The 20,799-nt window shown below is 66.9% G+C and carries 19 protein-coding genes; 10 read left to right on the top strand and 9 right to left on the bottom strand.

Going from position 1 to position 20,799, the window contains the following annotated elements:
* Positions 1-67 precede the first annotated feature (67 nt).
* The 6 genes from ACPUER_RS20715 to mnmC form a co-directional block, all read right to left on the bottom strand.
* Complete coding sequence (locus ACPUER_RS20715; protein ID WP_425131996.1) at positions 68-1,180, bottom strand: NADH:flavin oxidoreductase/NADH oxidase; 1,113 nt, start codon at positions 1,178-1,180, stop codon at positions 68-70.
* A gap of 213 nt (positions 1,181-1,393) precedes the next feature.
* Positions 1,394-2,104, bottom strand: coding sequence for a glutamine amidotransferase (locus tag ACPUER_RS20710; RefSeq protein ID WP_175962666.1), 711 nt, complete (start codon positions 2,102-2,104; stop codon positions 1,394-1,396).
* Between the two features lie 28 nt (positions 2,105-2,132).
* Positions 2,133-2,771: a MarR family winged helix-turn-helix transcriptional regulator gene (locus ACPUER_RS20705; protein ID WP_175962665.1), complete on the bottom strand. Its 639-nt coding sequence runs from the start codon at positions 2,769-2,771 to the stop codon at positions 2,133-2,135.
* 507 nt (positions 2,772-3,278) lie between these two features.
* Positions 3,279-4,394, bottom strand: coding sequence for a YbdK family carboxylate-amine ligase (locus ACPUER_RS20700; RefSeq protein WP_034183814.1), 1,116 nt, complete (start codon positions 4,392-4,394; stop codon positions 3,279-3,281).
* 14 nt (positions 4,395-4,408) lie between these two features.
* Positions 4,409-5,623, bottom strand: coding sequence for a cation:proton antiporter (locus tag ACPUER_RS20695; RefSeq protein ID WP_175962664.1), 1,215 nt, complete (start codon positions 5,621-5,623; stop codon positions 4,409-4,411).
* A 673-nt stretch (positions 5,624-6,296) separates the two neighbouring features.
* A complete protein-coding gene (mnmC, locus tag ACPUER_RS20690) occupies positions 6,297-8,243 on the bottom strand; it encodes a bifunctional tRNA (5-methylaminomethyl-2-thiouridine)(34)-methyltransferase MnmD/FAD-dependent 5-carboxymethylaminomethyl-2-thiouridine(34) oxidoreductase MnmC (protein ID WP_425131995.1) in 1,947 nt (648 codons plus the stop codon).
* Between the two features lie 388 nt (positions 8,244-8,631).
* On the opposite strand from mnmC, the gene ACPUER_RS20685 reads away from it, so the two are divergent.
* Positions 8,632-8,910, top strand: coding sequence for an HU family DNA-binding protein (locus ACPUER_RS20685; protein WP_006401505.1), 279 nt, complete (start codon positions 8,632-8,634; stop codon positions 8,908-8,910).
* A 130-nt stretch (positions 8,911-9,040) separates the two neighbouring features.
* Here ACPUER_RS20685 and ACPUER_RS20680 read toward each other — a convergent pair whose 3' ends face one another.
* Positions 9,041-10,354 (bottom strand): GTP-binding protein, encoded by a 1,314-nt coding sequence (locus ACPUER_RS20680; RefSeq protein WP_425132007.1) that lies wholly within the window; start codon positions 10,352-10,354, stop codon positions 9,041-9,043.
* Between the two features lie 146 nt (positions 10,355-10,500).
* A complete protein-coding gene (locus tag ACPUER_RS20675; RefSeq protein ID WP_072442622.1) occupies positions 10,501-10,950 on the bottom strand; it encodes a lytic transglycosylase domain-containing protein in 450 nt (149 codons plus the stop codon).
* 366 nt (positions 10,951-11,316) lie between these two features.
* On the opposite strand from ACPUER_RS20675, the gene gspD reads away from it, so the two are divergent.
* Genes gspD through gspF form a run of 3 tightly spaced genes read left to right on the top strand, consistent with a single transcriptional unit; the run spans position 11,317 to position 16,374 of the window.
* Positions 11,317-13,656, top strand: a complete 2,340-nt coding sequence (gene gspD / locus ACPUER_RS20670; RefSeq protein WP_175962661.1) for a type II secretion system secretin GspD — start codon at positions 11,317-11,319, stop codon at positions 13,654-13,656.
* Entirely contained in the window at positions 13,653-15,152 is a 1,500-nt protein-coding gene (gspE, locus tag ACPUER_RS20665) for a type II secretion system ATPase GspE (RefSeq protein WP_310139191.1), read from the top strand. Before gspD ends, gspE begins: the two co-directional genes overlap by 4 nt.
* Before the next feature lie 4 nt (positions 15,153-15,156).
* Complete coding sequence (gene gspF / locus ACPUER_RS20660) at positions 15,157-16,374, top strand: type II secretion system inner membrane protein GspF (RefSeq protein WP_425131994.1); 1,218 nt, start codon at positions 15,157-15,159, stop codon at positions 16,372-16,374.
* Between the two features lie 32 nt (positions 16,375-16,406).
* On the opposite strand, the gene ACPUER_RS20655 is transcribed toward gspF, so the two are convergent.
* On the bottom strand, positions 16,407-16,817 hold the full coding sequence (locus ACPUER_RS20655) for a type II secretion system protein N (protein ID WP_425131993.1): 411 nt from the start codon (positions 16,815-16,817) through the stop codon (positions 16,407-16,409).
* A 176-nt stretch (positions 16,818-16,993) separates the two neighbouring features.
* On the opposite strand from ACPUER_RS20655, the gene gspG reads away from it, so the two are divergent.
* The 6 genes from gspG to gspL all read left to right on the top strand — a co-directional run.
* Positions 16,994-17,446, top strand: coding sequence for a type II secretion system major pseudopilin GspG (gspG, locus tag ACPUER_RS20650; RefSeq protein WP_006751354.1), 453 nt, complete (start codon positions 16,994-16,996; stop codon positions 17,444-17,446).
* A gap of 39 nt (positions 17,447-17,485) precedes the next feature.
* On the top strand, positions 17,486-18,061 hold the full coding sequence (locus ACPUER_RS20645) for a GspH/FimT family pseudopilin (protein WP_425131992.1): 576 nt from the start codon (positions 17,486-17,488) through the stop codon (positions 18,059-18,061).
* A 2-nt stretch (positions 18,062-18,063) separates the two neighbouring features.
* A complete protein-coding gene (gene gspI, locus ACPUER_RS20640; RefSeq protein WP_034183977.1) occupies positions 18,064-18,465 on the top strand; it encodes a type II secretion system minor pseudopilin GspI in 402 nt (133 codons plus the stop codon).
* On the top strand, positions 18,443-19,132 hold the full coding sequence (locus tag ACPUER_RS20635; protein WP_175962657.1) for a PulJ/GspJ family protein: 690 nt from the start codon (positions 18,443-18,445) through the stop codon (positions 19,130-19,132). The genes gspI and ACPUER_RS20635 overlap by 23 nt, the downstream gene beginning before the upstream one ends.
* A gap of 2 nt (positions 19,133-19,134) precedes the next feature.
* The gene (gene gspK, locus ACPUER_RS20630) at positions 19,135-20,262 is read left to right on the top strand and encodes a type II secretion system minor pseudopilin GspK (RefSeq protein ID WP_175962656.1); all 1,128 of its coding nucleotides are present in this window, start codon (positions 19,135-19,137) and stop codon (positions 20,260-20,262) included.
* A 26-nt stretch (positions 20,263-20,288) separates the two neighbouring features.
* The coding region (gene gspL / locus ACPUER_RS20625) for a type II secretion system protein GspL (RefSeq protein ID WP_425131991.1) at positions 20,289-20,799 on the top strand (511 nt) is incomplete at its 3' end.

Here is a 20,799-nt window from a genome sequence, read left to right as displayed (position 1 = left end):
CATCCGCATCCTACACGTTCGATATTGCTTCGTTCAACATCGCGCGCAATATTGCGCGCTTGACGCTTCAACGCTGGCCGAACGCAATGTCGCCGAACAATGCCTTGTGCTCGCGCGGCTGCGAGCGCCAGTACTGCGGCGGCGCCGTCACCTGCGCGTCGAGCTCGGCCGCCGCGTGCCACGGCCAGCGCGGGTCGTACAGCATCGCGCGCGCCATCGCGACGAAATCGGCATCGCCGGCCTCGATGAGCCGGTTTGCATGCGCGGGCTCGTTGATCAGGCCGACCGCCACCGTCGGCATCCCGACCGCGCGCTTCACGGCCTGCGCGAACGGCACCTGGTAGCCGGGCGACAGCGGAATCTTCTGCAGCGGCGACACCCCGCCGGACGACACGTCGATCCAGTCGCAGCCGCGGCGCTCCAGTTCGTGCGCAAACGCGATCGTGTCGTCGAGCTCCCAGCCGCCTTCGACCCAGTCGGTCGCGGACACGCGTACGCCGACCGGCCGGTCTTCCGGAAACGCCGCACGCACGATCTCGAAGATCTCGAGCGGAAAACGCATCCGGTTTTCGCGCGAGCCGCCGTATTCGTCGGTGCGCCGGTTCGCGAGCGGCGACAGGAACTGGTGCAGCAGGTAGCCGTGCGCCGCATGCACTTCGATCGCGTCGATGCCGAGCCGCGCGGCACGCTTCGCGGCAGCCGCGAACGCATCGCGGATCCGGTTCAGGCCCGCGGCGTCGAGCGCGAGCGGCGGCGTCTCGCCTTCCTTGTGCGGTACGGCCGACGGCCCGTGCGGCAGCCAGCCGCCGTCGGCGACGGACACGAGCTGACCGCCCTGCCAGGGCACGTCGCTTGATGCCTTGCGCCCCGCATGCGACAACTGCATCGCGATGCGGACCGGCGAATGCTTGCGGATCGCGGCCAGCACGGGCTTCAGTGCGGCTTCGGTCACATCGTCCCAAAGGCCGAGATCGCCGTGCGTGATGCGCCCGTCGGGCTCCACCGCAGTCGCCTCGATGCAGAGCAGGCCCGCGCCCGATAGCACGAGATGGCCGAGGTGAATCATGTGCCAGTCGGTCGCTTCGCCGCGTTCGGCCGAATACTGGCACATCGGGGAGATCACGATCCGGTTCGGAAGGGTCACGCCGCGCAGCGTGAATGGGGAAAACAGCGCAGTCATGGAGGCCACTCGCCTGGAAAGGGAAAGAGCGGACGAGCGTAGCACGCAGGCTTGAAGCGTGCAGATGGCGCGATCGGCAGTAAGCGGATGGTCAGGTACGGCCGGCAGCAGGTTGCCGGCGCGGCGGGACATGCGTTGCAAGCAGCGATGCGCCGGCCTGCAACGGATGCGGGCCGGGCCAAGGATTCGCGGCGAACGGCGCCGCCCGCGGCGTCAGAGCCCGATGCTGTCGAGCCACTCCGCGAACATGCGCCGCGCGGCCGTCTCGAGCGCGGGGCCGTGCTGCGCTGTATCGGCACGCAACTGACGGGCGTCGATGCCCGGCGTCGCCGCGATTTCGCCGGCGTTCCCGATCAGCCACGGTTCGAAGCGGTCGGCGCGGATTTCCGGATGGCACTGCAGCGCCAGCACGTGCTGCCCCCATGCGAATGCCTGGTGGCGGCAGGCCGGCGTCAACGCGAGATGGATCGCGCCGCCCGGCAGGTCGAACGTATCGCCGTGCCAGTGCAGCATCGAAGTCGCCGCGCCATCGAGATGGCGCAGCGGCGACGCGCGACCGGCATCGGTGAGCGTCAGCGGCGCCCAGCCGAGTTCGTGCTGCGCAGCCGGATAAACGCGCGCGCCGAGCGCACGGGCGATGAACTGCGCGCCGAGGCAGATGCCGAGGATCGGCAGCCCCGCGTCGATGCGCTGGCGCACGAGCGCCGCGAGCGGTGCGATCGTCGGATACTGCGCATCGTCGTACACGCTGAGCGGCCCGCCGAGCACGACGAACAGCGACGGCTGGAGCACGTCGAGCACCTCGAACCGCGACGACCCGACGTCTACATAGCGCACCCGCCGGCCCCGTTCGCCGAGCACCTGCTCGAAGCTCCCGAGATCCTCGAAATGCACATGGCGGATCGCCACGACTTCAGCGTTCATCATCGGCCTCCCGGTCGATCGACGGACGTCAGCCTGCGAAAATCTTCCAGGTCTTCTTCTGCGTCGCCGCGTCGGCTTCTTCCTGCACCGAGCAGTCGAGACGCAGGTCGCTGTCGGACATCGAGATGTCGAGCGCCGCGCAGTAATGCACGGTCTTCTTCGACAGCTTGCCCGGCTGGAAGTGGGCGCACGTCAAGCACATGCGCTGCGGCGGCGTCGCGCCGGCCACCTGCAGCTCGCGCAGCGTCTTCAGCAGCGCGCGATACAGTGCGCCCTGCTCGTCCGCGCCGAGCTTGCCGACCGCTTTCGTCAGGAATTCAGGCCATTGCAGCGCCTTCTTCGCGGCCGTGCGGCCACGGGCCGACAGGCGCACGGCCAGTGCGCGGCCGTCGTCCAGCGCACGACGCTTCTCGACAAGCCCCTTCGTCTCGAGCGTGCTGACCGCATCGCTCGTGGTCGCCGCGGTGAGCTGCGTCTCGCGCGCGATCTCGCCGAGCCGCATCGGGCCCTTGCGCTGCAGCAGCAGCACGAGAATTTCGCCCTGCGTCGGCGTCAGGCCCGCGCCTTCCGCCCAATCCCATGCCTGGCTTCGCATGGCCGTACTCAACCGCAGCAGGCTGTGGGTGACACGTCCCGAAGCCTGGTTCCCGTAAACGCCTTCGCTCATAGTCTTTTCGCTTTGCCGCCGCCCGGAATGCCGAGCGGCCGTAGTGTGGAGATCGAATGTCCATCTCAAAACAGACGCGCTCTTGCGAGTGCGTCAGCACGGCCGTCGCGAGGCACACGCGGCGGTCGCATTCGCGGCGACCGGTGAGACACGCGTCGTTCCGGTGTCCGCAAAGCCGACATTCTAAGCGAGAGCGGAAAATCGCACAGCTAAGTTATCCCCTGCATTCTGTGGAAAATCACTGGATAACTGAATTTTTTCGTTGTGCCTGCAATGCCGCGCACCCGCTGAACGGGCTGCGCCGGCATTTTCCTGTTCGGATCGGCCATCGGGTGAATGGCAATGATCCACCGGGTTATCCCGCCCGCAGATCGTTGACTTTGCAGAGGAATGTCGGGTTATCCACAGATTTTCAGGGCGACTGGCAACGATTTCGGCCTGAAACCGGGCCGGCCGTCGTTCAGCGAATCGCGACGCGGTCGAGCCTGTAATCTGCAAAACATTTTTTCATTCACGCCAGCGTAAGCACTGCTGCCGGACCGTTTCGTTCAGCGATTTTTCCTGTTTGAAAACGGTTCTCAACCACGATGCGTCGTTCACGCGCGCCTTGGCAAGCGCGCCGATCTCGTCGAGCGCCGCGCGCGAACCGAGCGCGGCCGCATGCGGCGCGATCCGGTCGAGCGTGTCGAGGATGTCTTCCGCGATCGTGCGGCGTTCACCCGTCTGAGGATTCACGCAGGTGCCCTCGAGCCCGAAACGGCACGCTTCGAAACGGTTGAACGTATAGACGAGGTAATCGTCCTCCGACAGCTTCAGCGGCCGGTCGGTCAGCAGGTAGCGCGCGAGCGTCTGGATGTAGCAGGCGATCGCCGCCGCGCGGTCGACCGACAGCGGCGTATCCATCACCCGCACCTCGATCGTCCCGTAGCCGGGCTTCGGGCGGATGTCCCAGTAGAAGTCCTTCATCGAGTTGACGACGCCCGTGTTCACCATCTTCATGAAGTACTCCTCGAAGCTGTCCCAGGTCAGCACGAACGGCGCGCGGCCCGACAGCGGGAACGCGAACACCGAATTCAGGCGTGCCGAATGGAAGCCGGTGTCGACGTTCTGCACGAACGGCGACGACGCGGACAGCGCGATGAAGTGAGGAATGAAGCGCGACATCGAGTGCAGCAGGAACAGCGCGCTGTCGGGATCGGGACAGCCGATATGCACGTGCTGGCCGAACACGGTGAACTGTTTGGCCAGATAGCCGTACAGCTCGGAGATGTACTGGAAGCGCGGCGCATCGTAGATCTGCCGGTCGCTCCATTGCTGGAACGCGTGCGTGCCGCCGCCGGCGAGCCCGACGTTGAGCTGGTCGGCCGCCTTCACGAGCACGTCGCGGATCGCATGCAGCTCGCTGACCGCCTGCTCGTGCGAATGGCAGATGCCGGTCGACAGCTCGATCATGCTCTCGGTGATTTCCGGCGTGATGTTGCCCGGAAAGGTCTCGCCCTGGATCAGGCGCATCAGGTCGGATGCAGCCTTGGTCAGGTCGTAGTTGTGCGTGTTGACGACCTGGATCTCCAGTTCGACGCCGAACGTGAACGGTTCGGAATTGACGAAGGTTTCGAGTGCCATGGCAGGTTCCGGAATCAGTTGCTGTCGCTGCGTTCGCCGACCGCCGACAGGCAGCGGTAGACGACGAACGGGCTGACGAGCTGCAGGATCACGATCGTGCACATCACGATCGCGCGCAGGTGCGGGTCGAAATTCGGATAGAGCTGGTAGGTATCGTCGACGAGCAGGTACGACAGCGCGGACATCGGCGTCAGCGCGATGCCGAGCGCGACGCCCTGCTTCATCCCGATGCCGCTCGGCTTCGCGAACGCGACGACGCCGGCCAGCTTCGCGACGAGCCGCGTGACGATCAGCACGATCGCGAGCAGCCCGCCGAGCGCGATGTCGCCCCACGTGAACGACGTGAGCGTCAGCACGAACAGGACCACCGTCAGCAGCCAGCCGGCCGTGCCGAAATGCTCGGGCCACAGCTGCGGACGCGCTTCGAGGTTCTTCACGATGATGCCCGCGAGCAGCAGCGTGAGCAGCGTCGACAGCTTCAGCGCCTGTGCCACTGCGATCGCCAGCATCACGAGCCCGAACAGCGCGACGAACGAATGCTCGTCGCGCATCGTCGACGTCATGTGGCGGAACAGGAAATTGCACGAACGCGCGACGAGATACGCGACGAAGAACGAACCGGCGATCAGGTAGAGCGGCTGCAGGATCGTCGCGAACACGTTGCCGTACGCTTCCTGGTGCAGCCAGCTCGTGACGAGCTTGGTCAGCACGATCGCGTACACGCTGTTGAGCGCCGTGAGCGTGATGAGGCGCTGCGACACCTGCCCTTCCGCGCGCAGTTCGGTCTTGAGCTGGATCACCATCGACGGCGACGTCGCGATCGCGATCGCCGACAGCACGAGCGCAACCATTCCCGACACGCCGAGCGCAAGCATCACGAACAGCACGAGCACGAACGTCAGCGTGGCTTCCGCGAGACTCGATGCGACGAGCCACGGATTGCGCCGGATCCAGCGCAGGTCGAGGCGGCTGCCGAGCTCGAACAGCAGCAGGCCGAGCGCGACGTCGATCAGCAGCCGCGACGTTTCGTCGGTGCTTGCGTCGATCACGCCGAATCCGAACGAACCGGCGACGAGACCGATTACCGCATAACCGGTGATGCGCGGCAGGCGCCATGCGCGATAGCACAGTTCGCCACACAGGCCGGCCGCGAACAGCGCGAGCCCGGCCCAGAACACGGCATCCGGCGCGAGCGGCCAGTTGGGCAGAAATGAGAACGCCGACTTCATCGTGGTGACTTCTCCTTTGGAAGCGACCGCCAGCGACGCGGGGTCAAGCGTCAGAAATGGATGCGCGCCGGCTGGGTATCGCCCCGAATGTGATTGTTGTGGTCGACGACGGCGGGACATGGGGTCCGCCTGTTCCGCCATCCGGCGGAAAGTCGCACAGGTTGCCGATCTGGATTGTCGGCCTGGTGTGTGAACGGACTGCGCAGTCTCGAAGATTCAGATTCGAAATCGTGCCGACCGTTCCATTGAAGCTTGTCCGGCGCCTGGCCGGACGAACGCGAAGGAAACCGATTGTGCCACAGCTTTTTCGGTCTGGAACCCATTGAATACGACTCGCGGCGCTGTGCGGCACCACAGGCCTTTGGTTTCAAAGGTTTACCTGTATATATACGTAGTAGAAGTTAACAAAGGATCCACAGTTCTGTGGATAACTTCGGTTTACGCTGACGGATCAACGTGTTGGCGAAACCATAACCCGTTGCACAGGCTGTTCGTGCACAGAAGTTTGAGATGAGTAACTTTGGGGCCGTTTCACAGCTGTGCCAAGTTGCCCAGTTTACGTCCACTGTGATTACACACGAAGTGCGTGTGGATTTCGCAAGGTTATCCACAGCACCGGGTGGATAACCTTGCGCGGGGAAATCGGGAAACTGTGAGCGATTCGCGCGGCCGGTCAGCCGGCCGAACCGATGCGGCGTGCGCGCAGTGCGCGGATCAGGAAGCGTGCGGGATCGACGGCTTCGGCGAGTTCGCGCTCGAGCGGCCATGGCTCGCCTTCGAGTTGCGATGCGATCAGTTCGGCGCCGAGCGCGGCCCACACGAGGCCGCGCGAGCCAAAGCCGAATGCGCCGTAGAGGCCGGGCGTGCGCGGCAGGTCGCGCGCCTTTGCGCCGCTCAGCGCGCGTGCGTTCGCGACGGCCTGCGCTTCGTCCGCGAGCGGGCCGATCAGCGGCAGACGATCGGCGACGACCCAGCGGAATGCAACGCGGCCGCGCAGCGTGTCGAGATCCGGAACGTCGCCGATCAAGCCCGGCAGCAGGTGCCGCACGCGGTCGAGGTTTTCGACGTGGCCGGCCGCGCGCATCGCCGGATCGACGTCGTCGGGTTCGAATGTCGCGCCGATCAGCAGCGTGCCGTCGTCGAGCGGCACCGCGTAACCGTCGCCGATCGCCGGGCACGGCAGCGGCGCCGCGCTGCCGGGCGGCAGCAGCGTGAGCTGGCCGCGCACCGGTTGCAGCACGACATGCTGCAGCCCCGCGAGACGCACGGCGTCGCCCGCGTTCGCAAGTACGACGACGGGCGCTTCGGCCAGCGTGCCGCCGGTCGAATCAAGCGCATGCCATGTGTCGCCCCGCCGCTCGAGCCGCGCGACGCCGGTAGACGCGAGCAAGCGCACGCGTTCGCCGGCCGCTGCACATTGCGCCGCGCACAGCCCGGCCGGCCAGACGGCGCCGCCATGCGGAAACAGCAGGCCGCCATGCGCGACCGGCAGGTTCAGATGCGCGCGCGCGGCATCGGTATCGAGCAGCGACGCATAGTCGGACGGCGCGCCGAACGCATCGAATGCATCGCGCATCCGCGCGAAGTCGTCGGCCGATTCGGCGAGATGGATCATCCCGTGCGTGCTGCGCGCGAACGCATGGCCCGCGCGTTCGAGTGCGCGCCAGCGTGCGATCGCGTGCAGGAAGCCGCTGCGCGTGAGCCGGCTTGCGACGTTGTCGTCGCGTGTCATCAGCGGATGGAATACGCCGGCCGGATTGCCCGACGCTTCGCTCGCGATCCGTTCGTGCCGCTCGATCAGCGTGACGTCCCAGCCGCGCGCGGCCAGACGTTCGACGACCGCGCAGCCGGCCAGGCCCGCGCCGATCACGATCGCGCGGCGTGCCGCAACGGGCAGTGCGCGCGGCGGCTCGTGCCGGCGCGCACGCCAGCGCGGCGCATATTCGCCGACGAGCGAATCGTCGACTTCACGGTACGTGAAACCCGATTCGCCGAGTGCGTGTTTCACGGCGCCGGAATTCGCATGCGTTGCAAACGTCGCGCCTTCGCCGGCGATTTTCGCGAGCGCACGAACCACGTCGGTCGCGCGCAGATTCGCGTCGTTCGACGACGTGAAGCCGTCAAGATAGAACGCATCGGCGCGCGCGACGAGCCTGGTCAGCATGTCGACTGCATCGCCGAACGCGAGCGTGAGCACCACGCGCCCTGCGTCGAATTCCAGCCGGTGCAGGCCCGGCACGAGCATCGGCCAGGCGTCGACCATTGCGTCGACGTCGGCCGATATGGTTGTGTTCGCAACGATATGCAAAACCGCGCGGCGCAGGTCGTCGCGCGAGAACGGATGCGGCTCGACTGCGACGAAATGCAGCCGCTCGCAGCGCGCCGGATCGTCGCGCCACGCGGCCCATGTCGCGAGGAAGTGGCTGCCCGCGCCGAATCCCGTCGCGACGATCGTGAACGTGCGGCGGCCTTGCCAGCGCGCCGGCAGCCCGTTGCCGGAGACGCACAGGTGATGCGCAAGCGCACCTGATGCGCGGCGATGGAGGTCGCCGTACTCGGGCGAAACGAGCGTGCCGTCGTCGCGAAGTGCGAGCGTGGCGGGAACAAGTCGGTCGGGCATGCGAAACAAAAAACGTGGCAGCCAAGCCTGGCAAGGGATTGCGCGGGGTCGTCCGAGCGGCCGTTGGAAAAAGCCAACGGGGCGGCGCACGGGCGGACCGCGCTGCGTATCCTGTCCGGTTGGCGCAGGTCAAAAAACGGGCAATCGACGATTCGTTCGGCGAAATACTGATGAAAATCTTTGAAACCCTTGTCGTTATTGGGTTTGCGCTGCGCTATCATAGCAACGCCGTACCGCGGGGTGGCCGCCGGCAAGCCGGAGGGCGCGTCGCGCGGGCCAGGATTCGGCGCTGTGTCGTCGGAGTCTGACTCTCGACGGCACGGTTCGCGCACGTATAATCGGCGCGTTCGCGCTGTTCGTGTCAACCTAACCTGATAAAGGAACCTTAATGAACAAACAGGAACTGATCGACGCCGTCGCCGCCCAAACGGGCGCTAGCAAGGCTCAAACCGGCGAAACGCTGGACACGCTGCTCGAAGTCATCAAGAAGGCCGTGTCGAAGGGTGATGCGGTTCAGCTGATCGGCTTCGGCAGCTTCGGTTCGGGCAAGCGCGCAGCACGTACGGGCCGCAACCCGAAGACCGGCGAAACCATCAAGATCCCGGCAGCCAAGACGGTCAAGTTCACGGCTGGCAAGGCGTTCAAGGACGCCGTCAACAAGCGTTAAACCAGCGCCTGTTCCAGAAAAAAACCCGCCTTTCGGCGGGTTTTTTGTTGGGCGCGCGCGGCATTTTCGCCACAGTCCGCGCCGCTCTTGCAAGATTTAACGGTTGTTTTTACAAGCCGTTACCATGCCGTTACGCGTGCACGATTTGGGTGTCGCCGTGATCGTCGTCGTCGTGCGAATCGACATCCCACGCCGGGAACGGATCGTCGAATGCGCTCCATCCTGCCGCGCCGACGGCGAATTCCGCATCGGTCAGCAGGCACGCGTCGAGTTTCTCGCGCCATGCATCTGCATCGAGCGCGATGCCGATCAGCACGAGCTCCTGCCGGCGATCGCCGACCGTGCGATCGTCGAGATCGCCGTGCCATTCGGCGCGGATTTCGGCGAGCAGCTCGTCGTCGTCCGGCCATTCCGCGCGATCCTGCGCGGCCCACCAGAGACCGGCCGGGCCATGCCGGCATACGCCGCCCGCCTGCGACAGCGAGCCCGCGATGTCGTTGCGCGTCGCGAGCCAGAAGAAGCCTTTGCTGCGCAGTACGCCCGGCCACTCCTGGTGCAGCAGCGCCCAGAGTCGTGCCGGATGGAACGGCCGGCGCGCGCGGTAAACAAAATTGCCGATCCCGAATTCGTCGGCTTCGCCGTGCACGTGCGCATGATGTTCGTCATGGCAGTCGGGGTCGTCGCAATGCGTATGATCGTGATCGAGCGACGCGAGCCAGCCCGGCGCATTCGCGGCCTCGTCGAAATCGAAGCGGCCCGTGTTCAGCACTTCGTCGAGCGGCACGTTGCCGAACGTCGACACGACCTGGTGCGCGCGCGGATTGAGCCGCGCGAGGATGTGCTGCAGACGCGCGAGTTCGTCCGCGCCGACGAGGTCGGCCTTGTTGATCACCAGCACATCGCAGAATTCGATCTGCTCGATCAGCAGTTCGACGAGCGTGCGATCGTCTTCTTCCGATGCGGCGATGCCGCGCGTCGCGAGTGCGTCGTCGGAGCCGTAGTCGCGCAGGAAGTTGTACGCATCGACCACGGTGACGAGCGTGTCGAGCCGCGCGATTTTCGACAGCGACTCGCCGTCGTCGTCGACGAACGTGAAGGTTTCGGCGATCGGCATCGGCTCAGCGATACCGGTCGATTCGATCATGATCGCGTCGAAGCGGCCTTCGGACGCGAGATTGCGGATCTCGACGAGCAGGTCGTCGCGCAGCGTGCAGCAGATGCAGCCGTTCGACATTTCGATGAGGCGTTCCTCGACGCGCGACAGCGCCTGCGCGTCGCGCACGAGCGACGCGTCGATGTTGACCGCCGCGAGATCGTTGACGATCACGGCGACTTTCAGGCCTGCACGGTTCGCGAGGACGTGATTGAGCAGCGTGGTCTTGCCGGCGCCGAGGAAGCCGGACAGCACGGTGACGGGCAACGGCTGGTTCATTGCGGTACACACCAACGGAAAAGATGAAAAAGCGGCCGCGGCGCCCTTCCGGGGCGCGATCGGCCCGCGGACGGGCGAACTTGCGGCGTGAGCCCGCATTGTGCATCAAACGCGCGCCGGGCGGCCGGCGCCGCGTCAGGCCGCGATGCGGCGCGGCGTCATGGCGCGGGCGGCAGCAGCTTCCATTGCGTCAGGATGCCGGCGATCTGCCGCGCGTACTTGTCGCGCAGCGACGGCGTTTCGGAATGGTAGGCGCCGACGGCCTGCCACGTGTTGCCGTAGCGGTTCATCTTCTGTTTCAGATGCCACGCGGCGATGTATACGTTCTTGCACGGCTCCATCAGCGTGCCGCGGTCGATCCCGTAGCGCGACAGCGTCGACAGGTGGACCGAATTGATCTGCATCAGGCCGTAGTCGATCGAGCCGTTCGTGTTCTTGTTCAGCGCGCCGGGCCGGTTACGCGATTCCTGCCACGCGATCGCGCGCAGGATCAGCGGATTGACCTGCTGGTATCTGGCGGCTTCGTCGAAACAATCCGCGCGAGCGTTTGCGCTGGCGAACCACACGCCGGCGGCAATCCACGCAATCGAAGCGAACCGTCTGTTCATGGGGCGAAAACGAAAAGGAATTGCGCGAGGATCGGGAAAACCCGTGCCTGTTATTCGTGCGGCGAGAAACGTGTCGCCCGTATCATACCGACAGTCCGTCAGGTTGCGACATGCGGAAATACGACAGCCGGGTTATACCGCATTTCCGTGTCGGTTCATCTCGAGACGGGGGCGATGGCCGGCATGCCGGTATGGTACCGAATCTTACATATCACATACGACTCGCCCGATACATGTCGTATATGAGACAGTCTTCGGATCAATGTGATATTTCGGACATGAAAAACTGCTAATGTCGCCTTTTTCGGACTTGGATCCCAGCACTACCGCCGGAAGCGGCCTGAGCCGGCATCGACCCATTCATCCATGACAAGAAATCGCTTCGTTATGCGGCGCATTGCCACGACCCTCGTCGTCGCCGGCATCATCGTCTCGCAGGCCGCCTACGCTCAGGTCACGCTCAACTTCGTGAATGCGGATATCGACCAGGTCGCGAAGGCGATCGGCGCCGCAACCGGCAAGACCATCATCGTCGACCCCCGCGTGAAGGGGCAGCTCAACCTCGTTGCCGAACGTCCGGTGCCGGAAGACCAGGCGCTGAAGACGCTGCAGTCGGCGCTGCGCATGCAGGGCTTCGCGCTCGTGCAGGATCACGGCGTGCTGAAGGTCGTGCCCGAGGCCGACGCGAAGCTGCAGGGCGTGCCGACCTATGTCGGCAATGCGCCGCAGGCGCGCGGCGACCAGGTGATCACGCAGGTGTTCGAGCTGCACAACGAATCGGCGAACAACCTGCTGCCCGTGCTGCGGCCGCTGATCTCGCCGAACAACACGGTGACGGCCTACCCGGCGAACAACACGATCGTCGTGACCGACTATGCGGACAACGTGCGCCGCATCGCGCAGATCATCGCGGGCGTCGACAGCGCCGCGGGCGCGCAGGTGCAGGTCGTTCCGCTGCGCAACGCGAACGCGATCGACCTCGCCGCACAATTGCAGAAAATGCTCGATCCGGGCGCGATCGGCAACAGCGATGCAACGCTGAAGGTGTCGGTCACGGCCGACCCGCGCACCAACTCGCTGATGCTGCGCGCGTCGAGCGCATCGCGCCTCGCGGCCGCGAAGCGCCTCGTGCAGCAGCTCGACGCGCCGAGCGCGGTGCCCGGCAACATGCACGTCGTGCCGCTGCGCAACGCCGATGCGGTGAAGCTCGCGAAGACGCTGCGCGGGATGCTCGGCAAGGGCGGCAGCGACAGCGGCTCGTCGGCGTCGTCCAACGATGCGAACAGCTTCAACCAGAGCGGCGGCTCGTCGTCGAGCGGCAACTTCTCGACCGGCACGTCCGGCACCCCGCCGCTGCCGTCGGGCGGCCTCGGCGGCTCGTCGTCCTCGTCGTCGGGGTACGGCGGCTCGTCGGGCGGCGGCGGTCTCGGCTCCGGCGGCCTGCTCGGCGGCGACAAGGAGAAGAGCGACGACAACCAGCCGGGCGGGATGATCCAGGCCGATGCGGCGACCAACTCGCTGATCATCACCGCGTCCGATCCGGTTTACCGGAACCTGCGCTCGGTGATCGACCAGCTCGACGCGCGGCGTGCGCAGGTCTATATCGAAGCGCTGATCGTCGAGCTGAACTCGACGACGCAGGGCAACCTCGGCATCCAGTGGCAGGTGGCGAGCGGCCAGTTTCTCGGCGGCACGAACCTGAACCCCGGGCTGGGCCTGGGCAACAGCATCGTCAACCTGACGGCGGGCGGCGTGACCAACGCCACCGGCGGGATCACCGGAGGCGGGCTGGCTTCCAATCTCGGGGCGTTGAGCCAAGGCCTCAACATCGGCTGGCTGCACAACATGTTCGGCGTACAGGGGCTCGGCGCGTTGCTGCAGTATTTCGCGGGCGTGAGCGACGCGAACGTGCTGTCGACGCCGAACCTGATCACGCTCGACAACGAGGAAGCGAAGATCGTCGTCGGCCAGAACGTGCCGATTGCGACCGGTTCGTATTCGAACCTGACGAGCGGCACGACGAGCAATGCGTTCAATACCTACGACCGTCGCGACGTCGGCCTGACGCTGCACGTAAAGCCGCAGATTACCGACGGCGGGATTCTGAAGCTGCAGCTCTACACGGAGGATTCGGCGGTCGTCAGCGGTACCACCAACGCGCAGACCGGCCCGACCTTCACGAAGCGCTCGATCCAGTCGACGATCCTGGCGGACAACGGCGAGATCATCGTGCTCGGCGGTTTGATGCAGGACAACTACCAGGTGTCGAACAGCAAGGTACCGCTGCTCGGCGACATCCCGTGGATCGGCCAGTTGTTCCGTTCGGAATCGAAGCAGCGCCAGAAGACCAACCTGATGGTGTTCCTGCGCCCGGTGATCATCTCCGACCGCAGTACCGCACAGGAAGTCACGGCCAACCGCTATGACTACATCCAGGGCGTGACGGGCGCATACAAGTCGGACAACAACGTGATCCGCGACAAGGACGATCCGGTCGTCCCGCCGATGCCGCTCGGCCCGAGCCAGGGCGGTACGCCGGCCGGGAACCTGTTCGATCTCGACAAGATGCGCCGCCAGCAGATGCAACGCCAGGTGGCGCCGGTCCCGGCCCAACCGTTGCCGGAGCAGACGCCCGCGCAGCCGCAGAGCGTGCCGCAGCAGGCGGTGCCGCAACAGCCGCTGACCGCCCCGGGAGCCTCGCAGTGAGCGACGTGCCCGCATCTTCCGCCCACGACGGCGCGCCGGGCGACCGGCAGCCGCCGTCGCCGCTCGCCGCGCGCCTGTTGCCGTACGGCTTCGCGAAGAGCGGCCAGGTGCTGATCGCGCACCAGCTCGACGACACGCTCGAGGTGTGGATCAGCGAACGCACGAGCGACGCCGCGCTCGCGGAGATCGCGCGCAACTTCGGCTCGATTTCCGTGCACCGCGTGCCGGCCGACGAGCTCGCGCAGGCGATCAACCAGGCATACGCGCGCCAGGACGGCAGCGCCGCGCAGGTGGTCGGCGAGGTCGAAGGCGAAGTCGACCTGTCGCGGCTGATGCAGGACATTCCCGAGGTCGAGGATCTGCTCGAATCGGAAGACGACGCGCCGATCATCCGGATGATCAACGCGCTGCTCACGCAAGCGGCGCGCGAACAGGCATCGGACATTCACATCGAGCCGTTCGAGAATTCGTCCGTCGTGCGTTTTCGCGTCGACGGCACGCTGCGCGACGTCGTGCGCCCGAAGAAGGCGCTGCACGGCGCACTGATCTCGCGGATCAAGATCATGGCGCAGCTCGACATCGCGGAGAAACGGCTGCCGCAGGACGGTCGCATCACGCTGCGCGTCGGCGGCCGGCCGGTCGACGTGCGCGTGTCGACGCTGCCGACCGGGCACGGCGAGCGCGCGGTGCTGCGTCTGCTGGAAAAGGATGCGAAGCGCCTGAACCTCGAAGCGCTCGGGATGGGCCGCGACACGCTCGTCCAGTTCGACAAGCTGATCGCGCGACCGCACGGCATCGTGCTCGTCACGGGCCCGACGGGCTCGGGCAAGACGACGACGCTGTATGCGTCGATGTCGCGGCTCGAAACCGCGACGACCAACATCATGACCGTCGAGGACCCGATCGAATACGACCTCGGCGGCATCGGCCAGACGCAGGTGAACGAGCGGATCGGGATGACCTTTGCCCGCGCGCTGCGCTCGATCCTGCGCCAGGATCCGGACGTGATCATGATCGGCGAAATCCGCGACCTCGAAACCGCGCAGATCGCGGTGCAGGCGTCGCTGACGGGCCACCTCGTGCTCGCGACGCTGCACACGAACGATGCGGCATCGGCCGTCACGCGTCTGACCGACATGGGCGTCGAGCCGTACCTGCTCGCATCGTCGTTGCTCGGCGTGCTCGCGCAGCGCCTGGTGCGGCAGCTCTGCCCCGTCTGCAAGGAAGAGCGGCACGAGGATGGCCGCACGCTGTGGCATCCGGTCGGCTGCGACAAGTGCGGGCATTCGGGCTACGCGGGCCGGCGCGGCGTATACGAGCTGCTGCTGGTCGACGACACGATCCGCTCGCTGATCCATCGCAACGCGGCCGACGCGGAGATTCTGGCCACCAGCCGCGCGGAAGGGATGCGCACGCTGCGCGACGACGCCGAACGCTGGCTCGCGGCCGGCGCGACGTCGCTCGAGGAAGTACTGCGAGTGACGGGAGGCGCATAGCGCGATGCCGGCATTCCGTTTCGAAGCGATCGATGCGGCGGGACACGCGCAGAAAGGCGTCGTCGATGCCGACAGCGCGCGTGCCGCGCGCAGCCAGTTGCGCACGCAGGGGCTCACGCCGCTCGTCGTCGAGCCGGCCGCCAGCGCGACGCGCGGCGCGCGTACGCAGCGGCTCGCGTTCGGCCGCAAGCTGTCGCAGCGCGAACAGGCGATCCTCACGCGCCAGCTCGCGAGCCTGCTGATCGCCGGGCTGCCGCTCGACGAGGCGCTCGGCGTGCTGACCGAGCAGGCCGAGCGCGACTACATCCGCGAACTGATGGCCGCGATCCGCGCCGAGGTGCTCGGCGGCCATTCGCTCGCGAATGCGCTGGGCCAGCATCCGCGCGATTTTCCGGAAATCTACCGCGCGCTCGTCGCGGCCGGCGAGCACACGGGCAAGCTCGGCATCGTGCTGTCGCGCCTGGCCGACTACATCGAACAGAGCAACGCGCTGAAACAGAAGATCCTGCTGGCCTTCACGTATCCGGGCATCGTCACGCTGATCGCGTTCGGCATCGTCACGTTCCTGCTGAGCTACGTGGTGCCGCAGGTCGTCAACGTGTTTGCGAGTACGAAACAGCAGTTGCCGATCCTCACGGTCGTGATGATGGCGCTGTCGGAATTCGTGCGGCACTGGTGGTGGGCGATCCTGATCGCGGTCGCGCTGATCGTGTGGTTCGTGAAGGCGACGCTGTCGCGCGACGGGCCGCGGCTCGCGTTCGACCGCTGGGTGCTGACCGCGCCGCTCGCGGGCAAGCTCGTGCGCGGCTACAACACGGTGCGCTTCGCGAGCACGCTCGGCATCCTCACCGCGGCCGGCGTGCCGATCCTGCGCGCGCTGCAGGCGGCCGGCGAGACGCTGTCGAACCGCGCGATGCGCGCGAACATCGACGACGCGATCGTGCGCGTGCGCGAAGGCTCCGCGCTGTCGCGCGCGCTGAACAACGTGAAGACGTTTCCGCCGGTGCTCGTGCACCTGATCCGTTCCGGCGAAGCGACGGGCGACGTGACGACGATGCTGGATCGCGCGGCCGAAGGCGAAGCGCGCGAGCTCGAGCGCCGCACGATGTTCCTGACGAGCCTGCTCGAGCCGCTGCTGATCCTGGCGATGGGCGGCATCGTGCTCGTGATCGTGCTGGCCGTGATGCTGCCGATCATCGAGCTGAACAACATGGTGCAGTGACGGCCCCTGATGGTCGATGAGGCCGTCGCCGTTCAGCGCATGTAGATCGCGGGGGACGGCGTGTTCGCCGGAAGCTGGATTTCGGCGCGGGTGCCGTTGCGGTCGACGATGATCGAGCGGGGGCGGACTTCGGCGAGCTTCGCGCCGGGCGCGACCTCGGCACCGAGCGACACCGCGCGCGGCGGTTCGCCGCCGACGCCGATGATCGCGGCGGCGCCGCGCTGGAGCGCGAGGATGCCGAACAGGTGGATGTCCTGCACGGGATTCTTGTCGAGCTGACCGCCGAAGAGCGCCGCGGCGTCCTCGGTGCGGATCGGCGGCCGCGCGGCGGCGGCGGGCAGCGGCGCTTCGCGGGCCGACAGCGTGACGACCCAGTAGGTGGCCGTCGCGCACAAACCCGCGAAGAGGGCTAGGGAAAGGATCCGGATCGAGAGCGCGTTCATGCGCGCTATTGTACGGATGTATATGAAATTTGCGTTGGGTGAAAGCCCTCGGCGATGCGCGCCTTACAATGCGTGCTCCGCGCCCGCGGGTCCGGAAGGTTGCCGTCAGGTAATCGTCCGGGTGTGCCGGGTGCGTTACTCAATCGACGACATTTTTTGGAAAGAGGTAGTCAGTCATGCAAACGTGGATCACTCGCCGCAACGCGGCCGTGCGTCGTCAGCGCGGTTTCACGCTGATCGAGATCATGGTGGTGGTCGCGATCCTCGGGATCCTGGCGGCGCTGATCGTGCCGAAGATCATGAGCCGCCCGGACGAGGCACGCCGCATCGCCGCGAAGCAGGACATCGGCACGATCATGCAGGCGCTCAAGCTGTACCGTCTCGACAACGGCCGTTATCCGACCCAGGAACAGGGCCTGAACGCGCTGATCCAGAAGCCGTCCACCGATCCGATCCCGAACAACTGGAAGGACGGCGGCTATCTCGAGCGCCTGCCGAACGATCCGTGGGGTAACGGGTACAAGTACCTGAATCCGGGCGTACATGGCGAGATCGACGTGTTCAGCTACGGTGCCGACGGCAAGGAAGGCGGCGAGAGCAACGACTCCGACATCGGTTCGTGGCAATAAGCCGGCGCTGATCGTTCCGACGCTTCGTTCCCGCTCTTCATGCTCGCCATTCGCACGACTTCCCGCTGCGGCCGCGATTGCCGTGCGCATCGCGGCACGGCGCCGTCCGTATCGGCGCGCGCCGATGGCGGGCCGATGAAGCACGGAGTGCGGCGCGCTCGCTCGCTCGCTCGCGGCTTCACGCTGCTCGAAATGCTGGTCGTGCTCGTGATCGCGGGGCTGCTCGTGTCGCTCGCGTCGCTGTCGCTGACGCGCAATCCGCGCACCGACCTGCGCGAGGAAGCGCAGCGCATCGCGCTGCTGTTCGAGACCGCCGGCGATGAAGCACAGGTGCGCGCGCGCCCGATCGCGTGGCAACCGACCGCGCACGGCTTCCGTTTCGACGTGAGCTCGCCCGACGGCTGGCGCACGCTGCGCGACGACCTGCTGCGCCCGCGCGACTGGGATGGCGGCGTCACGGGCGCCGACATCGACTACCCGGGCTCCGACACGCGCGCGAATCGCGTCGTGTTCGGCACCGAGAGCGTCGACACGCCGGTGCGCGTGACGCTGCATTCGGCCGTCGGCAGCGCGACGATCGTCGGCACCGGCAACGGCCGCTACGAGGTGCAATGACGATGCGTCGTCGCCTGCCCTTCCCCGTTTCTTCGTCGCGCGGCTTCACGATGATCGAGGTGCTGGTCGCGCTCGCGATCATCGCGGTCGCGCTCGCCGCGTCGATCCGCGCGGTCGGCACGATGGCGACCAACGCATCCGACCTCCATCGCCGGCTGCTGGCCGGCTGGAGCGCCGACAACGCGCTCGCGCAGTTGCGGCTCACGCACGCGTGGCCGCAGATCGGCGACCAGAGTTTCGACTGTTCGCAAGGCAATGTGCAGCTCGTCTGCACGCAGAGCGTGAGCGCCACGCCGAACCCGGTGTTCCGGCGCGTCCGGGTTTCGGTGAGCATGCCCGGGCGCGCCGGCGTGCTCGCGCAGATGGTGACGGTGGTCGCGAATGAAACCAGCCGTCCGCTCTGACGCGCCGATGCGACGCCCGCCCGCGCGCCCCGCCCGGGGCTTCACGCTGATCGAGCTGATGATCGCGATCGCGATCCTCGCGGTGGTCGCCATCCTCGCGTGGCGCGGGCTCGACCAGGTCATGCGCGGCCGCGACAAGGTGGCGTCCGCGATGGAAGACGAGCGCGTCTTCGCGCAGATGTTCGACCAGATGCGCATCGACGCGCGGCTTGCCGCGACCGACGACGAGGCCGGCCAGCCGGCGATCGGCGTCGCCGGCAACACGCTGCAGATCGTTCGCGAATTCGACGTGCCGGGCGCCGCGCCGCGGCTGCAGGTGGTCCGCTACCGGATCGCTGGCGGGCGCGTCGTGCGCTACGCGTCGCCGCCGCTCGACGATGCGAACCGGCTGCAAGGCGTGCTGAAGGACAGCAGCGTCGAAGGCTGGAGCTGGGTCGCGCTGATGGGCGGCGTCGGCGCGATCGACGCGAAGCTGTACGTGCCGCGCGTGGGCTGGACCACCAACCTGCAGACGGCCGACGACGCGCTCGCGCAGAACAACGATGCGCTCAAGGTGCCGCAGATCGGCAACGCGCCGCCGCCGCGCGCGGTGACGGGGCTGCAGGTCAGCATCGGTGCGACGTCGCTGCGCGTGCCGGTCACGCGCGTGTTCCTCGTCGGGGAATGACGATGCGCGCGCGCTCTCACCGTCCGCTCACCATCAACCGCGCCGCCGCGCGCGCGCATGCACGCGGCCGCCAGCGCGGCGCCGCGATCATCACCGCGCTGCTCGTCGTCGCGCTGTCGGCGATCCTCGTCTCGGGGATGCTGTGGCGCCAGCAGGTGCAGATCCGCCGCATCGAGAACCAGCGCGTGATCGCGCAGGCGCAGTGGGTCGCGCGCGGCGCGCTCGACTGGACGCGGATGATCCTGCGCTCCGAAGGCGATACGGCGCCCGGCATCACGTATCTCGGCGGGATCTGGGGCGTGCCGATCGCGAAGACGAAGCTGTCGGACTTCCTCGGCCGGATCGGCGCGCCCAACGACAACGGCGGCGAAGACACCTATATCTCCGGCTCGATCGAGGACGCGCAGGCGAAGTTCAACCTGCGCAACCTCGTGTCGTCGCCGGCGCCCGGCGTGCTGCAGTTGAACGTCACGCAGCTGCAGGCGTTCCAGCGCCTGCTGACGACGCTCGGCTACGACGGCGCGTTCGCGAAACGCGTCGCGCTGCAGGTGCGCGCGGGCCTGCTGCATTCGGCGACACGCTTCCAGATGCCGACGCTGCCCGGCGGCGCCGGCACGGCGCCAGCCACTGCGCCGGTGACCAGCGACCAGCAGACCGGCGGCTTCACCGACGATCCCGGCATGTCCGGCGGCGACCGCGGGCCCGCGCCGCTGATGATGACGAGCGTCGACAGCCTGCTCGACGTCGACGGCGTGACGCCCGAGATGGTCGCGCGGCTGCGCCCGTTCGTCACCGTACTGCCGACCACGACGCCCGTGAACATGAACACCGCGCCGGCCGAGGTGATCGCGGCGCTCATGCCGGGGATGAGCGTGTCGTCCGCGCAGGCGCTGGTGTCGCGCCGCGAGACCGTGTTTTTCCGCAACGTCGGCGACGTGCAGCTCGCGCTGCGCGGCGCCGGCGCGCCGAACGTGACGCTCGACTCGAGCCTCGTCGACGTCAATTCGAGCTATTTCATCGTGCATGGCCGGATCCAGCACGAACGTGCGGAGGTCGACCGCACGTCGCTCGTGTATCGTGATCCGACCACGCACTCGACGCGGGTCGTGCGTATCCGCGACCAGCTATAACGACGCCATTCGGGAGAGGAGCTCTTGTGAGCACGTTGATTGTTTCTTTGCCGCCGCGCGAGCCTGCCGTGCCGTTGCAGGAATGGCAGTGGCCCGAGCTGCCGTTCACGCTCGTCGACAAGGCCGGCCAGGTGCAGCGCGCGGGCCGCGCCGCGCTCGCGCTGCTGCCGCGCGCGAATGCGACGGTGTTGATCGTCGCCGCGCGCGACGTGCTGCTGCTGGCCGCGAAGGTGCCGCCGCTCAAGGGGCCGAAGCTGCGCCAGGCGCTGCCCAACATCGTCGAGGATCAGCTGATCCAGGATCCGCTCGGCTGCCACATCGCGCTCGATCCGGCCGCGCTGCCCGACGGGCGCCGCGTGCTGGCCGTGGTCGATCGCGCGTGGTTCCGCACGATCTGCGACGCGTTCGCGGCGGCCGGCCACCGGCACCTGAGCGCGGTGCCCGCGACCCGCTGCCTGCCGGCGCCGCGCACGTCGGCCGAAACGGCTTCGGCCGCGCCGGCCGACGGTGAAGCGGCCGTCGCGGCCGATGCCGCGC

The sequence above is a fragment of the Burkholderia sp. DN3021 genome (genome assembly GCF_049805555.1).
Classification (GTDB): Bacteria; Pseudomonadota; Gammaproteobacteria; order Burkholderiales; family Burkholderiaceae; genus Burkholderia; species Burkholderia pyrrocinia_C.
This window is presented reverse-complemented; position numbering and strand designations above follow the sequence as displayed.

Excerpts from the sequence above, each read along its gene's own strand:
- gspG (WP_006751354.1), top strand. The coding sequence starts at position 16,994 with ATGCAAACGTGGATCACTCGCCGCAACGCGGCCGTGCGTCGTCAGCGC.
- gspK (WP_175962656.1), top strand. The coding sequence starts at position 19,135 with ATGCGCGCGCGCTCTCACCGTCCGCTCACCATCAACCGCGCCGCCGCG.
- ACPUER_RS20655 (WP_425131993.1), bottom strand. The coding sequence starts at position 16,817 with ATGAACGCGCTCTCGATCCGGATCCTTTCCCTAGCCCTCTTCGCGGGT.
- ACPUER_RS20685 (WP_006401505.1), top strand. The coding sequence starts at position 8,632 with ATGAACAAACAGGAACTGATCGACGCCGTCGCCGCCCAAACGGGCGCT.
- ACPUER_RS20705 (WP_175962665.1), bottom strand. The coding sequence starts at position 2,771 with ATGAGCGAAGGCGTTTACGGGAACCAGGCTTCGGGACGTGTCACCCAC.
- gspF (WP_425131994.1), top strand. The coding sequence starts at position 15,157 with ATGCCGGCATTCCGTTTCGAAGCGATCGATGCGGCGGGACACGCGCAG.
- ACPUER_RS20700 (WP_034183814.1), bottom strand. The coding sequence starts at position 4,394 with ATGGCACTCGAAACCTTCGTCAATTCCGAACCGTTCACGTTCGGCGTC.
- gspI (WP_034183977.1), top strand. The coding sequence starts at position 18,064 with ATGCGTCGTCGCCTGCCCTTCCCCGTTTCTTCGTCGCGCGGCTTCACG.
- ACPUER_RS20675 (WP_072442622.1), bottom strand. The coding sequence starts at position 10,950 with ATGAACAGACGGTTCGCTTCGATTGCGTGGATTGCCGCCGGCGTGTGG.
- ACPUER_RS20715 (WP_425131996.1), bottom strand. The coding sequence starts at position 1,180 with ATGACTGCGCTGTTTTCCCCATTCACGCTGCGCGGCGTGACCCTTCCG.
- ACPUER_RS20695 (WP_175962664.1), bottom strand. The coding sequence starts at position 5,623 with ATGAAGTCGGCGTTCTCATTTCTGCCCAACTGGCCGCTCGCGCCGGAT.
- mnmC (WP_425131995.1), bottom strand. The coding sequence starts at position 8,243 with ATGCCCGACCGACTTGTTCCCGCCACGCTCGCACTTCGCGACGACGGC.
- ACPUER_RS20645 (WP_425131992.1), top strand. The coding sequence starts at position 17,486 with ATGCTCGCCATTCGCACGACTTCCCGCTGCGGCCGCGATTGCCGTGCG.
- ACPUER_RS20710 (WP_175962666.1), bottom strand. The coding sequence starts at position 2,104 with ATGAACGCTGAAGTCGTGGCGATCCGCCATGTGCATTTCGAGGATCTC.
- ACPUER_RS20635 (WP_175962657.1), top strand. The coding sequence starts at position 18,443 with ATGAAACCAGCCGTCCGCTCTGACGCGCCGATGCGACGCCCGCCCGCG.
- gspD (WP_175962661.1), top strand. The coding sequence starts at position 11,317 with ATGACAAGAAATCGCTTCGTTATGCGGCGCATTGCCACGACCCTCGTC.